The organism is Micromonospora sp. WMMD967, assembly GCF_029626165.1.
GTDB lineage: Bacteria > Actinomycetota > Actinomycetes > Mycobacteriales > Micromonosporaceae > Micromonospora > Micromonospora taraxaci.
Genome location: NZ_JARUBK010000001.1, coordinates 6,386,903 through 6,400,942, shown reverse-complemented (window position 1 = coordinate 6,400,942; position 14,040 = coordinate 6,386,903). Strand labels below are relative to the sequence as shown.

At 71.7% G+C, this 14,040-nt stretch carries 12 protein-coding genes; 8 read left to right on the top strand and 4 right to left on the bottom strand.

The features are described 5' to 3' along the window. The first annotated feature begins 100 nt into the window (after nt 1-100). A complete protein-coding gene (gene coaE, locus O7631_RS28700) occupies nt 101-1,282 on the top strand; it encodes a dephospho-CoA kinase (RefSeq protein ID WP_278147132.1) in 1,182 nt (393 codons plus the stop codon). A gap of 10 nt (nt 1,283-1,292) precedes the next feature. On the opposite strand, the gene O7631_RS28695 is transcribed toward coaE, so the two are convergent. After that, nucleotides 1,293-3,017 (bottom strand): hypothetical protein, encoded by a 1,725-nt coding sequence (locus tag O7631_RS28695; RefSeq protein ID WP_278147131.1) that lies wholly within the window; start codon nt 3,015-3,017, stop codon nt 1,293-1,295. A 206-nt stretch (nt 3,018-3,223) separates the two neighbouring features. On the opposite strand from O7631_RS28695, the gene uvrB reads away from it, so the two are divergent. The 4 genes from uvrB to O7631_RS28675 all read left to right on the top strand — a co-directional run bounded on the left by uvrB (nt 3,224) and on the right by O7631_RS28675 (nt 8,236). After that, the gene (gene uvrB, locus O7631_RS28690) at nt 3,224-5,332 is read left to right on the top strand and encodes an excinuclease ABC subunit UvrB (protein ID WP_269683173.1); all 2,109 of its coding nucleotides are present in this window, start codon (nt 3,224-3,226) and stop codon (nt 5,330-5,332) included. Between the two features lie 117 nt (nt 5,333-5,449). After that, nucleotides 5,450-6,367: a helix-turn-helix transcriptional regulator gene (locus O7631_RS28685; protein ID WP_278147130.1), complete on the top strand. Its 918-nt coding sequence runs from the start codon at nt 5,450-5,452 to the stop codon at nt 6,365-6,367. 92 nt (nt 6,368-6,459) lie between these two features. Then, nucleotides 6,460-6,828, top strand: coding sequence for a VOC family protein (locus O7631_RS28680; protein WP_278147129.1), 369 nt, complete (start codon nt 6,460-6,462; stop codon nt 6,826-6,828). Nucleotides 6,829-7,378: 550 nt separating this feature from the next. Further along, complete coding sequence (locus tag O7631_RS28675; RefSeq protein ID WP_332367481.1) at nt 7,379-8,236, top strand: helix-turn-helix transcriptional regulator; 858 nt, start codon at nt 7,379-7,381, stop codon at nt 8,234-8,236. A 125-nt stretch (nt 8,237-8,361) separates the two neighbouring features. Here the strand turns inward: O7631_RS28675 and O7631_RS28670 are convergent, their stop codons facing one another. Further along, entirely contained in the window at nt 8,362-8,655 is a 294-nt protein-coding gene (locus O7631_RS28670; protein ID WP_269683177.1) for an antibiotic biosynthesis monooxygenase family protein, read from the bottom strand. Nucleotides 8,656-8,737: 82 nt separating this feature from the next. Here O7631_RS28670 and pnuC point away from each other — a divergent pair, with 82 nt between their 5' ends. From pnuC to O7631_RS28655, 3 genes are all read left to right on the top strand, one after another. After that, nucleotides 8,738-9,394, top strand: coding sequence for a nicotinamide riboside transporter PnuC (gene pnuC / locus O7631_RS28665; protein ID WP_278147128.1), 657 nt, complete (start codon nt 8,738-8,740; stop codon nt 9,392-9,394). A 76-nt stretch (nt 9,395-9,470) separates the two neighbouring features. Then, on the top strand, nt 9,471-10,553 hold the full coding sequence (locus O7631_RS28660) for an AAA family ATPase (protein ID WP_278147127.1): 1,083 nt from the start codon (nt 9,471-9,473) through the stop codon (nt 10,551-10,553). Nucleotides 10,554-10,856: 303 nt separating this feature from the next. Continuing rightward, the gene (locus O7631_RS28655) at nt 10,857-11,855 is read left to right on the top strand and encodes a TerC family protein (protein WP_278147126.1); all 999 of its coding nucleotides are present in this window, start codon (nt 10,857-10,859) and stop codon (nt 11,853-11,855) included. Nucleotides 11,856-11,931: 76 nt separating this feature from the next. On the opposite strand, the gene O7631_RS28650 is transcribed toward O7631_RS28655, so the two are convergent. Beyond that, a complete protein-coding gene (locus O7631_RS28650) occupies nt 11,932-12,855 on the bottom strand; it encodes an NlpC/P60 family protein (RefSeq protein ID WP_278147125.1) in 924 nt (307 codons plus the stop codon). 60 nt (nt 12,856-12,915) lie between these two features. Next, the gene (locus O7631_RS28645; protein ID WP_278147124.1) at nt 12,916-14,013 is read right to left on the bottom strand and encodes a dipeptide epimerase; all 1,098 of its coding nucleotides are present in this window, start codon (nt 14,011-14,013) and stop codon (nt 12,916-12,918) included. Nucleotides 14,014-14,040 lie beyond the last annotated feature (27 nt).

The following is a 14,040-nucleotide window of genomic DNA, read 5'->3' as shown; positions in this document are numbered from 1 at the left end:
CGCGATCTTCGGATCGCCGGGGGCGGGGCCTTCGCCGTGAGGGCGTGCCAGCCGGTGGGCGGGTTTGGTGGTGGGCTCGGGCATCCGGTTGACTGGTCGGGTGCTGAGAGTGGGGTTGACCGGCGGGATCGGGTCGGGAAAGAGCGCGGTGGCGGCGCGGCTGGCCGAGCGGGGCGCGGTGCTCATCGACGCCGACAAGGTGGCCCGGGAGGTCGTTGCACCAGGTACGGACGGACTGGCCGAGATCGTCGCCGCCTTCTCCGACAGGGTGCTGGACGCCGACGGCGCGTTGGACCGCGCCGCGCTGGGCGCGTTGGTGTTCGCCGACCAGGCGGCGCGCCGTCGACTGGAGTCGATCACGCACCCTCGGGTTCGGGCCCGTACCGCTGAGCTGACCGCCGCCGCGGCGCCCGACGCGATCGTCGTCAACGACGTACCGCTGCTGGTCGAGGTGGGGCTCGCGCCCACGTACCACCTGGTGGTCGTGGTGCAGACGGCCGTGCCGACCCGACTGGAACGGCTGGCGCGTGACCGGGGGATGAGCCGCGCGGAGGCCGAGCGGCGGATGGCCGCCCAGGCCGACGACGCCCGCCGGCGGGCCGCGGCGGACGTGGTGATGACCAACGACGGCAGCCTGGCGGACCTGCACGACGCCGTCGACGCGCTCTGGGTGCGGCGGTTGTTGCCCTACGAGGACAATCTGCGCGAGCGGCGCGTGGTCCCGCCGGGTCGGATCGACCGGGCCGGCGCCGACGCGACGTGGCCGGAGCAGTACGCGCGGCTGGCCGCCCGGATCCGACACGCGCTCGGCTCGGACGCCCTGCGGATCGACCACATCGGTTCGACGGCGGTGCCCGGCCTTGCCGCCCAGGACGTCATCGACGTGCAGGTGGCCGTGTCCAGCCTCGCCGACGCCGATGGTGCGCTGGCCGACCGACTGGCGAGCGCCGGGTTCCCCCGGGTGCCGGGGCAGTGGTGGGACGACCCGCGTCCGGCTGGCAGCGCTCGGTGGCAGAAGCGGTTGCACGGCAGCGCGGACCCGGCCCGCCCGGTTCGCCTGCACGTGCGGGTGGCCGACTCGCCGGGCTGGCGGTACGCCTTGATGATGCGCGACCACCTGCGTGCCGACCCGGATCAGCGGTCCGCGTACCTGCTGCTCAAGCGGGACCTCGCCGACGCGGCACCGGAGGTCGGCGAATCGGGCACGGCCAGTGATCCGTGGTTCGACGAGGAGTACCTGCGGGCTGAGCAGTGGGCCGAGCAGACCGGCTGGCGGCCCTGAGCGACACCGGTCAGCGGGCGGCGTGGGGTCGGGGGGTGGCGGCTGGCCGGGGGATCGGGGCGAGCCGGGGCACCACTGTGGGACGGAGATCCAGTTGGGCCCACGCGTCGGCGTCGGTGTGCAGCTCCAGCCGGCGTAGCGACCCGTCGCGGTCGATCCAGTAGCGCAGCCGCGCGCCGGCCGAGTCGACCTCGACGACGTCCACGGTCTGTCCGCCGGCGACGTCCTCGCGTACCCGGACGGCCGTACCGCGTGGCGCGACCGACCCGGCGGCCACCGCCGCGTCCACCAGCACGCTGACAGCCTCGCGGCCGGCTCGGGAGAGGCGCCACGGCCCGGCCGGGGGTGGAAGCGGCGGCCGTTCGGGCTGTTCCGCGGTGCCGCCACCGGCGGCGCCTGCGGGCAGCTCCGCCCGGGCCAGACCGGTGGTGTCGCGCCGCAGCAGGGTCCGACGGTCCGGCACGCCCAGGTCGGCAACCGCGAGGTACGCGGTACGCGTGGTCCAGCTCAACCAGCCGGCGGCCCGCAGATTCGTGTCCGTGCCGACCGGTGCGGTCAGTGTCAGCGTGGCACCGCTCTTCGTCCGCAACCGGGCCGGTAGCTGCTCCAGTCGACGCCGCTCGGCGTCGGTCAGCGCGCGGGGCAGGCCGGGCCGGCCACCCAGGGCGTCCACCGGGTGCAGCGTCGGTCGGTCCGTCCGGTTGAGGACCACAGTCACCGGGCCGACGCCGGGCAGCTGGGTCACCAGTTTGTGCAGGCGGGCGTCCTGGTCGAGCCAGTACCGGGTCTGGCCGTCCGGGTCGGCGCTCGCCGGACCGGCGGTGCTGCCGGTTGCCGAACGAGACGCTGGCGTCACGGGCAACGGAGCCTGGAGGACGTCCACCGGCCCGGCGGCTACGGTGTCCCGGGCGATCCAGCGAGCGCCACCGTCAGGCGCCGCCCTCGTCGCGTCCGGGCGGTCGGCGGCGAGACCGAGGAGCAGGTCGAGCACCGGTGCCAGGTTCGTCCCAGGGGCGAGGCGGTGCAACCGCCAACGGTCCGCGGGAGGCACCAGCGGTGGTGCGGCGGGAGTGGGTACGGCCGCGGGGTCGGGTCGGATCACCAGGACCGCGCCGACCTTCTGCGTCAACCCTCGTTCGGCGCCCGCGCCCGGCCCGCCCACGTCGAGGTAGAGCAGGGACCGCGACCAGTCCACCCAACCCACCAGTTCGATCCGGGCGGCGTCGACGCCGGCGGTGACCCGGACCCCGGCGCGCAGGTCCCGCAGGTTGGTGACCCGCACGGCGGCCAGCCGCTCACCCTCGGCGAGGGTCAGCGGTCGGGACGGCTCGGGTGGGTCGGGCGCCCAACTCAACAGCCCGAGCACCAACGCCGCCGCGGACGTCACAGCGGTCAGCGCGAGCAACAGCAGCACGGTACGTCGACGGCGGCTGGCCGGGGTCCGGCCGTCCGCCGGGTCGGCGGCAGGTGGGGAGGTCAGGTCGGCGCGGGTGGTCGCACCCGAGTCCCCGGTGTCGCCGTGGCGGGAGGTGGTGGCTCGACGCGCGCCCCCGGTGTCGGTGCCGCCTCCGGTGGAAGCCCGCCGTCTGGCGTCGGCGCTGCGGCCGGTGGTGTCGGGAGCCGGGGTCGGAGAGGTGTCCACGGAGATGAAACGGGCGGGGAGGCACCGGGGTGACGAGCAGGGGCGCTCGCGGCGGCCGGTCTGCGCCGTGAGCGCGACCACACCGGTGCGCACGCCGGACGAGCCGGGTGCTGCGACCGCAGTGCCGGGGGCGGCCGGCCGTGATGACGGCCTGGCCACCGGCCCGGTCGGCCGCCGCGAGCGGCCTACACGAGAAGGGTAGTCCCGGTGACATGGGCCACACAATGGGAATATTGAAGCCGATCACGTACCTGGCGTGACGGCCGTTCCTGTCGGACCTCCGGCGTACCGTTGACGGCATGGCGCTCGACATTCCCCGGCTGGACAGCCGCTTCCAGGTCGTCAGTGAGTTTCAGCCGGCCGGCGACCAACCGGCCGCCATCGACGAGCTTGCGCGTCGGGTCCGGCGCGGCGATCGCAACACCGTGCTGCTCGGCGCGACCGGCACCGGCAAGAGCGCCACCACGGCGTGGCTGGTCGAGCGCCTCCAGCGCCCGACCCTGGTGCTCGCCCCCAACAAGACGCTCGCCGCGCAGCTGGCCAAGGAGTTCAGCGAGCTGCTGCCGCACAACGCTGTCGAATACTTCGTCTCGTACTACGACTACTACCAGCCCGAGGCGTACATCCCGCAGACCGACACCTACATCGAGAAGGACTCCTCGATCAACGAGGAGGTCGAGCGGCTGCGGCACTCGGCCACGATGTCGCTGCTCACCCGCCGCGACGTGATCGTGGTGGCGACCGTCTCGGCGATCTACGGCCTGGGCACCCCGGAGGAATACCTCGACCGGGCGGTGAAGGTGCAGGTCGGCCAGGAGCTCGACCGTGACCAGTTGCTGCGTCGGCTGGTCGACATCCAGTACACCCGCAACGACATGGCGTTCCAGCGGGGCACCTTCCGGGTCCGCGGCGACACGCTGGAGATCATCCCGGCGTACGAGGAGTTGGCCGTCCGCGTCGAGCTGTTCGGTGACGAGGTGGAGAAGCTCTACTACCTCAACCCGTTGACCGGTGACGTGGTCCGCGAGGTCGACCAGCTGGTCATCTTCCCGGCAACCCACTACGCGGCCGGTCCGGAGCGGATGGAGCGGGCGATCCGCGACATCGAGGTCGAGCTGGCCGAGCGCCTCGCCGAGTTGGAGCGGCAGGGCAAACTGCTGGAGGCGCAGCGGTTGCGGATGCGCACCACCTACGACATCGAGATGATGCGGCAGGTGGGCTTCTGCTCCGGCATCGAGAACTACTCGATGCACATGGACGGTCGGCTGCCCGGCAGCCCGCCGCACTGCCTGCTCGACTACTTCCCCGACGACTTCCTCACCGTGGTCGACGAGTCGCACGTGACCATCCCGCAGATCGGCGGCATGTACGAGGGCGACGCGTCCCGCAAGCGGATGCTCATCGACCACGGCTTCCGGCTGCCCAGCGCGGCCGACAACCGGCCGTTGCGCTTCGATGAGTTCCTGGAGCGGGTTGGTCAGATGGTCTTCCTCTCCGCGACTCCCGGCACCTGGGAGATGGAGCAGGCCCAGGGCGAGTTCGTCGAGCAGGTCATCCGGCCCACCGGCCTGGTCGACCCGCAGGTCGTGATCAAGCCGACCAAGGGCCAGATCGACGACCTGATGCACGAGATCAAACTGCGGACCGACCGCGACGAGCGGGTGCTGGTCACCACGTTGACCAAGAAGATGGCCGAGGACCTGTCCGACTACCTCCTGGAGAACGGCATTCGGGTGCGTTACCTGCACTCGGAGGTCGACACGCTGCGCCGGGTGGAGCTGCTGCGCGAGCTGCGCAAGGGCGACTACGACGTGCTGGTGGGCATCAACCTGCTCCGTGAAGGCCTGGATCTGCCCGAGGTGTCGCTGGTGGCGATCCTCGACGCCGACAAGGAGGGCTTCCTGCGCAGCGGCCGTTCGCTGATCCAGACCATCGGCCGGGCCGCTCGTAACGTCTCCGGTCAGGTGCACATGTACGCCGACAAGATCACCCCGTCGATGGCGGCGGCTATCGACGAGACCGACCGGCGTCGTGCCAAGCAGATCGCGCACAACGAGGCGCACGGCATCAGCCCGGAGCCGCTGCGTAAGAAGATCCACGACATCCTGGACGACATCTACCGTGAGGCGGAGGACACCGAGAACTCCCGGGTCGGGGGCGCGGTGCGTCAACTCTCCCGGGGCAAGGCGCCGGTCAAGGAGACCCGCAGTCGCAGCCGGTCCGCCGCCACGACCACCTCGCGGGAGGGGATGGCCCGCGCCGACCTCGCCCAGCTGATCCAGGAGCTCAACGACCAGATGCTGGCCGCAGCCCGCGAGCTGCAGTTCGAGCTGGCGGCTCGGATCCGCGACGAGGTCTCCGACCTGAAGAAGGAGCTCCGCGGCATGGACGCCGCCGGCGTGAAGTGACGGACGGCCGTTCGGCCACCGCCGACGCCCCGCTCGGGCGCTGGCGGCCCGAGCGCCCGGCGGCTGGTCGGGCGACTCGTCCGGGCGAGGGCGGTCCCACGCGAAGGGTGGGCGGGGTTGACGGAGACGGCACCTACCGACGAGATGGTCGTCGGACTGCCCGACGTGCGTCTGCGTCCGTTCGTGGACCGGTACGTCGGCTACCGGGAGCGGGCGGACCTTCCCCTGGTGCGCCGGGAGTCGGCGGGCGTCTTCGTGGTGCTGATTCTGGGTTGGGGCGCTCCGTTGGACGTGACCGACCCGCGCAGCGCGGAGCGCGGCGTCACCCAGGTCGACTCGTTCGTGGCCGGCACGTTCGACGGCTGGTGCACGACCCGCACGCTGGGTGTGGGGGAGGGCGTCGAGCTGCTGCTCGCCCCGCTGACCGCTCGCCGGCTCCTCGGTCTGCCGTTGGGCGAGTTGACCAATCGGGCGGTCGGCGTCGGGCAGCTTCCCGACCGTTGGCTGGTGCGACTGCGTGACCGGCTCGCCGCGACGCCCGGCTGGCCGGAGCGCTTCGTCCTGCTCGACAGGGTGCTCGGTGCCCGGCTGGCGGCGTCCCCGCCGGTGGACGCCCGCCTCGATTGGGCATGGCGGTGGCTCGTCGCCGGTGGCGGGCGGGGCAGCGTCGGTGCGCTGGCCGACGAGGTGGGTTGGAGCCGACGGCATCTCGCGTCCCGTTTTCGGCAGGACGTGGGACTGCCGCCGAAGACCGTCGCCCGGTTGCTGCGGTTCCAACAGGCGTGTACGGCGCTGAGCGACGTCGGCCTGGCCATCGGGCCCAGTGCCATGGTCGGGCCGGACAGCGGACCACCGGCCGATGGTGGGCACCGCGGGCCTGCTGCGGCCGAGCCCGGCGCGGGGAGACCGGTCGACTGGGCTGCGGTGGCGGCTCGCTGCGGCTACTACGATCAGTCGCACCTGATCCGGGACTTCCGCGAGTTCGCCGGGGCCACCCCGACCGCACTGCTCGCCTCCCGGTCGGCGATCGCCTGACACCTCGGCCAGCTGAGGCACCTCGGCGGTTCGACCTGCCGAGGTCACGTTCGTCCAATCCGAACCCGGATCGTCGGCCGCAGAATCAGCTCATGCGAACCGTCTATCCAATCCTTCGTTACCCCGATCCCCGTGCCGCGATCGACTGGCTCTGCTCAGCCTTCGGCTTCCAGGCGCACGCCGTACACGAGACGCCGGACGGCTCGATCGCGCACGCCGAGCTCGTCCTCGACACCGGCATGATCATGTTGGGAGGTCGGGCCGACGCCCCACCTCGGCCGGCTGCCGACGACTGGTCGGTCTACGTGGCGGTGCCGGACGTCGATGCTCACTGCGCCCAGGCTCGCGCGGCAGGCGCCGAGATCATCCGCGAGCCGTTCGACACCGACTACGGCTCACGCGACTACGCCGCCCGCGACCTGGCCGGCACCGTCTGGTCTTTCGGCACCTACCGCCCCTGAGCCCGTTGCGGCACGCCGCCGACTCCACCCGGCGACACCTGTCCGAACCCGCCGGCGGGCTGTTCCGAACGTGCCGTCACCGCACACGCGACGGTCCGAAGCCGGGTCGGCGGGAGCCGGACGAATGTCGGTGGTCGGGTCCTATGGAGCTGAATCGTTTGTGGCATCACGATCGTTTTGTGGCAGCACGGCCACGCCACCGACGTAGATCTTGGACAGTTTCCGTCTTCGCGGAACGGAAACTGTCCAAGATCTGGGGTGGACAAGGGCGGACCAGGGCGGCGCGCGTCGGTGACATCATTCGGCGATCCCGGTGGCCGTTCCTCGACCGGGCACCGCAGCCCGCTGAGTCGTCTGCGACACCGGCGCGCGGGGCGCGGGGCGCGGGGCGCGGGGCACGGGGCGCGGGGCGCGGGGCGCAAGGTGGTGATAACAGGACATTTTGGCGGTCGGAATTGGCGATGCGACCTAACGCCCTGATTGCGGTGTGCGAGCAAGCTATTGCACTGGGTGATCGTCCTGCGTACTCTCCCTCGGTGGGGAGGCCGGGATGCCGCTACCAACAAGTCCTGTCATTCGACGTGCACGTCTGGGCGCAGAGTTGCGCCAGCTACGCCGGCGCGAGGCGCTGACCCTGGAGCAGGTCTGCGACCGGCTGGGCTGGGCCTCGACGTCGAAGTTGTCCCGCATCGAGCTGGGTCAGAGCCGTCCTGACCTCGCCGATGTGCTCGATCTGCTGGACATCTACAAGGTGCCCTCACCCGCCCGCGAAGCGCTGATCGTGATCGCCCGGGACGCGGCGACCAGCCGCGGCTGGTGGAAGACGCTGGGCGAGATGAGCGAACGGCAACGCACCTACGCCGAGTTGGAGGCGGGCGCGGCGGACATCGTCGAGTACCAGCCGTCGGTCGTGCCGGGGCTGCTCCAGACGCCCGCGTACGCCCGGGTGCTGGTCACGGCCGGCGCGCGCCTGACGCCCGAGGTGGACGTGGAGGCCGAGGTCCGTGCCCGTGCGCTGCGGCAGGAGGTGCTGCGGCGGGCCTACCCGCCGCGCTACACAGCGGTGCTCGCCGAGGCGGTCTGCGACCCGGGCGACCTGCCGGAGGCGGTCTGGCGTGAACAGTTGCGGCACCTGGTGGCCGTGACCGGGCTGTCACACGTCACGGTGCGGCTGCTGCCACGCGGGGTGGCCGGCGAAGGGCTGCACCCACTCACGCCGTACTCCTGCTATGCCTTTCCGGACCCGGCCGACCCACGGACGGTGATGCTCGAGGCGTTGACCACCGACGTGCGGTTGGCCACCGTGCTCGACGTCGACCGTTACCAGCGGATGACCGAGGCGCTGCTGGGGGCGGCGTTGTCACCCGAGGAGACCATCACCGCGCTGGCCCGCCGCGTCGGCGAGTAGGAGTCGTCGCGCCGCGCGGCCACCGGGCCCGGCGCCCCCGAGCCCGTCGGGACCGGCGGCCGGCGCGTGCGCGGGCACGATAACCGCGGGGTACGACAGCGACAGCGGGTGTACGACAGTGGCGCTCAGGCCGGTACGTCGAGGAAGTGCTCGACAACGGGCGGCCCGGCGAAGTGCGGTCCGATCAACGCACGCCACCGCTCGAAGCGTTCGGTGGCCCGGAAGTTGTCCTCGTGGGCTTCGACCGAGTCCCATTCGACGAGCAGGACGAAGCGGGTGGGGGACTCGATGCCCCGCGTCATCCGCACCGATCGGCAGCCGGTCGCCCCGGCGAGCACCGGGTGACCCTCGGCGTACGCGGCGGCGAACGCGTCCTCGTGTCCGGGTAGTACGTCGATCAGCGCGACTTCGAGCACCATGTCCGAAAGCCTCCCACGACGGGCGGGGCCGATGGTGTCCCGGGGTCTGTTCCAGCCTGGAGGGTGCCCCTAGGGTGGCAACGTGATCATCGATTGGCTCACCGGCACCGCGTTTCAGGTGGCTGGCACGGGCACCACCTGGGCGGAGCTGTTGGGGTTCGCCACGGGTGTGCTCAACGTGTGGTTGGTGGCCCGGCAGAAGATCGCCAACTGGCCGATCGGCATCGCCAACGTGCTGCTGCTCATGCTGCTGTTCTGGACCGCCGGCCTGTACGCCGACGCCGGGCTCCAGGTCGTGTACGTCGCGCTCGGCTGCTACGGCTGGTGGCACTGGTTGTTCGGTGGCGAGCGGCGGAGCCGGCTCACGGTGAGCCGTACCGGGCGACGGGAGTGGTTGGCGCTGGCCGTGGTCGGAGTGCTGCTCACCGCCGGCCTGTGGATCCTGCTGGACCGGGCCACCGACTCCACGGTGCCGCTGCCGGACGCGTTGACCACGGCGCTGTCGCTGCTGGCGACGTACGGGCAGACCCGCAAGCGGGTGGAGAGTTGGTGGCTGTGGATCGCGGCCGATCTGGTCTACATCCCGTTGTACGCGTACAAGGGACTGCACCTGACCGCCGTCCTCTACCTGGTCTTCCTCGCCCTGTGCGTGCTCGGGTTGCGGGCCTGGCGGGCGGATCTGCGCCGGGTCGACCCGGCGACCCCGGTGCCGCCCGGCCCGGCGCCGGTCGCCGCATGAGCGAGCGCAGCGAGCGAATCAGCAGGCTCGGTGCGAGGGTGCCTCATGGCGGCACGCAGCGCAGCGGAGTGACGGCATGAGCGAGCGCAGCGCAGCGGAATTCGGGCACGGGATGGTGGTGGGCAAGTTCTACCCGCCGCACGCCGGGCACCACGCGCTGATCGAGGCGGCGGCCGCCCGCTGCGCGGAGGTCACCGTCGTGGTGGCGCCCTCGCGTCGGGAGTCGATTCCACTCACCCTGCGGCTGGACTGGTTGCGGGAGGTGCACGCGGACCGGCCGTGGGTCCGCTTCGTCGGCCGGTACGACGACCATCCCGTCGACTACGACGACCCGGCGGTCTGGGACGCGCACTGTGCGGTGTTCCGCGCGGCGGTCGGCTCGCGGCGGGTGGACGCGGTGTTCTCCTCCGAGGCGTACGGCGTCGAGTTGGCTCGGCGCTTCGACGCCGTACCCGTGTCGGTGGATCCGGATCGGCGGACCGTGCCGGTGTCCGGCACTGCCGTCCGTGCGGACCCGGCGGCGCACTGGCGGTGGTTGAGCCCGCCGGTGCGCGCCTGGTTCGTCCGGCGGGTGGTGGTGGTCGGCGCCGAGTCGACGGGCACCACCACGATGGCCGAGGCGCTCGCGGCGCACTACGGCACGCCCTGGGTGCCGGAGTACGGCCGGGAGTTGACCGCCCGCAAGCTGGCCGGCCTGCGGGAGCGTGTCCCGCAGGCGAGCGTCTTCGACGTCACCTGGGACCGTGACGACTTCCGCACAGTGGTCCGCGAGCAGCAGGCCGCCGAGGACGCGGCGGCGCGGACGAGTGGGCCGCTGCTGATCTGCGACACCGACGCGCGGGCCACTGCGGTGTGGGAGGAGCGTTACCTGGGCAGCGCGTCGCCGCAGGTCCGGGCTGCGGCCCGTCGACCGGCGCTGTATCTGCTCACGGATCATCGAGGGGTGCCCTTCACCGACGACGGGCTCCGCGACGGCGAGCATCTGCGGGCCTGGATGACCGAGCGGTTCCGTACCGAGCTGGCCGGGTGCGGAGTGCCGGTGGTGGAGCTGTCCGGGACGCATGCCGAGCGGCTGGCGCGGGCGGTGCGGGCCTGCGACGACCTGCTCGCCGCCGGATGGTCGCTCGCCGACCCGATAGCCGAACCCCACAGGGCCTAGCCTCCTAGGACACCCAAGGGGTGTGAGGCGTGTGCGGCACCACCGACCGCCCGGGGTGTGATCACGGGCGGTGGTGGGCAACAATGGTCACCGAGGAGGGGAGTATTCCCCCGCAACGGAGTCGTCAGCACGGTCGATCGTCGGAACCACGGCGTCCCGACCCGGCTCCGTCGGTCGCCTCCCGGTAACGGGTGGCGGCGGAAGAGACCTCCGACAGTCACCAGAGTGAGCGACAGCGGCACACCGGCCCCTCGGGGGGCGTACGGTGTGCCCGACGCCGCGTGTCTGCCGGAGGATTGAACGTTGGACGTGTCCGGATTGGTGTGGGCGGGGACGCTTGTCGCACTGACTGCGGTCCTGCTCGTCGACCTGTTGATCATTGGTCGGCGCCCGCACGAGCCGAGTGTGCGGGAGTCGAGCCTCTGGGTCGCCTTCTACGTCGGTCTCGCCCTGCTCTTCGGCGCCGGTGTCTGGTTGACCTCCGGGGCCAGTTCGGCCGGGCAGTTCTACACAGGTTGGCTCACCGAGTACAGCCTCTCGGTGGACAACCTCTTCGTTTTCGTGATCATCATGGCGCGCTTCGGGGTGCCCCGGCAGTACCAGCAGAAGGTGCTGCTCGTCGGCATCGTGCTGGCGCTGGTGATGCGCGGTGGGTTCATCGCCGCCGGTGCCGCGTTGATCACGCAGTTCTCCTGGGTCTTCTACATCTTCGGCGCGTTCCTGATCTACACCGCGGTGAACCTGGCCCGGCAGGGTGAGCCGGACGAGGACGAGTTCTCCGAGAACGTGCTGATCCGGTGGAGCCGCAAGGCGCTGCCGATCTCGAAGGACTACGACGGCGCGAAGCTCACGACCCAGGTGGCCGGCAAGCGGTTGTTCACCCCGATGCTGATCGTGATGATCGCGATCGGCACCACCGACCTGATCTTCGCCCTGGATTCGATCCCGGCGATCTTCGGCATCACTCAGGAGCCGTACCTGGTCTTCACCGCGAACGTCTTCGCGTTGATGGGCCTCCGGCAGCTCTACTTCCTGCTCGGCGGCCTGCTCGACCGGTTGATCTACCTGAGCTACGGCCTGGCCGTGGTGCTCGGCTTCATCGGCGTCAAGCTGGTGCTGGAGGCGTTGGCCGACAACAACCTGCCGTTCATCAACGGTGGCGAGCACGTCGGGTGGGCTCCGCACATCCCGATCTGGCTGTCGTTGCTGGTCATCATCGGCACCCTGGGCATCGCCACCGCTGCCAGCCTGATCAAGTCCTCCCGGGACCGACGTCGCGAGTTGGTCGACGCTCGCCGCTGATCCGTCGCGCGCCGACGTGGTCGGGGCGACAGCCGGAGCGTGGTAGCCGGCCGGGTGCGGGAACGCGCCCGGCCGGTCAGACCCGGTGCGCGCCCACCAGGGTGGCCGTCCGGTCGGCCGGCAACGGTTCCTCGATGACCCGCCGGCGGCGGTAGCAGGCGTGCAGCATCCGCCGCTCGTCGCCGTCACCGGGCGGGGCGGTGACGATGCCGATGTGGTGGATCTTGCGGCCGGGTCGCGCGAAGAAGTAGAGGTCGCCGGGGCGTTCGGCGCCCAACGTCAATGGGGTGGTGGCGGCGGCCTGGTCGTCGGCGTCGCGGGGTAGCAGCACCCCGAGCCGCCGCCAGGCCAGGTGCACCAGGCCGGAGCAGTCGATGCCGTGCGCCGAGAGGCCACCCCAGATGTAGATCACGTCGAGCAGTCGCTGCGCCACCGCCAGCGCCTGCTGGGCGCTCGGCGCGGCGGCGGGGGTCGCGGCGAGGTGGTCGTCGGGCAGCCAGAGCGGCGTGGCCTGGCCGGGGACGTGTACCGGCCGCCAGTCGTCGCGCGCGGGGCCGGCGGGGATGAGGCGGGTGCCGACGACGACGCCGGGCACCACCACCGGACCACCCGGCGCGGCGTGCAGCCCGGTGACGGTGGTGTCCACCACCAGTGGTGGTTCGGTGCCGGTGGCGGTCGGGTCGGCGGCTGTCAGTTGCTCGGCGGGAAGCCATCCCGGGTAGCCGCGCGGATCGAGCTTGGCGGCGGGCTGCTCGACGGCGACGACCCGGGCCCAGCCGTCCGGTCGGAGTTCGCTGACGAGGACCCGCTCGCCGAGCAGGAGTTGGCTCAGCACGCAGTCGCCGACCTGCTGGTCGGTGTTCATCCCGGAGACCCAGGCCAGGATGTCGGCGCGGGCGGTCAGTGCCGGGCCGTCGACGGGGCGGACCGCCTCCGGAGAGGTCCACAGCGTTGCCACCGCGACCCGGACGACGGCCTCACGGCCCGGTTGCAGCTCCACGTCAACCCCCAGATCGTGTCGGCTGTCCAGGGGAAACCCTATGAAAGAAACCAACGATCATCAACCGCGCGCCTGCACCTTTGCTTCAGTAAGACCGGAGATGCCCAGGCCAGGGGCATTCGGCAACACCACTGTCGCCCCGTCGTAACGGATGCCTCCCTGCACCGGAGACCACGCCAGCCACCAGGCGGCGTCCAGGTCCGCGACCGCCGTGGTGCCGTACGCGGCGACCAGGCTCGCCGCCGCCCCGATGCCGACCTGACTCTCCATCATCGAGCCGACCACAGTGCCGAGCCCGTGGGCGGTGGCCAGGTCGAGGAGGGTACGCGCCGGGTGCAGCCCGCCACACTTGGCCAACTTGATGTTGACCAGGTCGGCGGCCCGACGGCGGATCACCTCCACCAGGTCACGAGCCCCGAAGACCGCCTCGTCGGCCAGGATCGGCACGGACACCCGGTCGCTGACCCAGGCCAGCCCGTCCAGGTCCCAGCGGGCCACCGGCTGCTCGACCAGTTCCACGTCGAGCCCGGAGTCCTCGATGCCCCGGATCACCCGGACCGCCTCCCGGGGCGTCCACCCCTGGTTGGCGTCCAGCCGGATCCGGACCCCCGGCCCGACGGCCGCGCGGACGGCACGCACCCGGTCCAGGTCGCCGCTCGCGTCGGTGCCGACCTTCAGCTTGAGCACGCCGAAGCCGTCGGCCTGCCGCTGCCGTGCCGCCGCCGCCAGGTCCACCGCGTCGCCCGCCGCCAGCGTCACGTCCGTCGGCACCCGCAGCGTGGTGCCGCCGAGCAACCGCACCAGGGGTACGCCCAGCCGCCGGGCGGCGAGGTCGTGCAGCGCCACGTCCACCGCCGCCTTCGCCGCCTCGTTGCCGGCCACGGCGCGCTGCACGTCGACGCAGCGCGTCACCAGGTCGTCCGGATCACGCCCGATCAACTGTGGGCCGAGCAGCTCACGGACGCAGGCCCCCGCGCCCGCCACCGACGAGCCGGTGACCTGCCACACCTGGGGCGCCTCACCGAAGCCGGACCGGCCGTCGGAGTCGACCAGTTCGACGACCAGGGTCTCCACTGTGGTGGTGCGACGCAGCGCGGTGACAAACGGGGTGTGTAAGGGGGCGGAAACCCGGTGGGTGCGTACCTCCGAGATCGTCATGTCGGGCACCCTATACGCAGGCGCACG

Excerpts from the sequence above, each read along its gene's own strand:
- uvrB (WP_269683173.1), top strand. The coding sequence starts at position 3,224 with ATGGCGCTCGACATTCCCCGGCTGGACAGCCGCTTCCAGGTCGTCAGT.
- O7631_RS28680 (WP_278147129.1), top strand. The coding sequence starts at position 6,460 with ATGCGAACCGTCTATCCAATCCTTCGTTACCCCGATCCCCGTGCCGCG.
- O7631_RS28675 (WP_332367481.1), top strand. The coding sequence starts at position 7,379 with ATGCCGCTACCAACAAGTCCTGTCATTCGACGTGCACGTCTGGGCGCA.
- O7631_RS28670 (WP_269683177.1), bottom strand. The coding sequence starts at position 8,655 with ATGGTGCTCGAAGTCGCGCTGATCGACGTACTACCCGGACACGAGGAC.
- O7631_RS28660 (WP_278147127.1), top strand. The coding sequence starts at position 9,471 with ATGAGCGAGCGCAGCGCAGCGGAATTCGGGCACGGGATGGTGGTGGGC.
- O7631_RS28645 (WP_278147124.1), bottom strand. The coding sequence starts at position 14,013 with ATGACGATCTCGGAGGTACGCACCCACCGGGTTTCCGCCCCCTTACAC.